This window comes from Nocardioides sp. AN3 (assembly GCF_054653495.1).
The window spans coordinates 1-271 of sequence record NZ_BAAIGC010000108.1 but is presented as its reverse complement, the minus strand read 5'-3'; the positions used below and the strand labels follow the sequence as shown (position 1 = coordinate 271).

1 pseudogene is annotated in these 271 nt (G+C 70.5%); it reads left to right on the top strand.

What is annotated here, in order from left to right:
• Positions 1-271 (top strand): annotated as a pseudogene (locus ACYQ1K_RS28010) (acetyl-/propionyl-CoA carboxylase subunit alpha); the annotation flags it as partial.

Here is a 271-nt window from a genome sequence, read left to right as displayed (position 1 = left end):
GTCGGCCCCTCCAACCCCACCGGTCAGGGCACCTTCAGCGTCTACACCACCTGGATCGAGACCGACTTCGACAACCAGATCCCCCCCTACACCGGCGACCACGCCGAGGCCGGTGAGGCCGAGGAGAAGCAGACCGTCATCGTCGAGGTCGGCGGCAAACGCCTCGAAGTCACCCTCCCCGCCGGCCTCGGAAGCCTCGGCGGCCTCGGCGGCGGCGCCGGCACAGCAGGCGCGGGTGGGAAGAAGCCCAAGCGTGCCGCCGGGAAGAAGA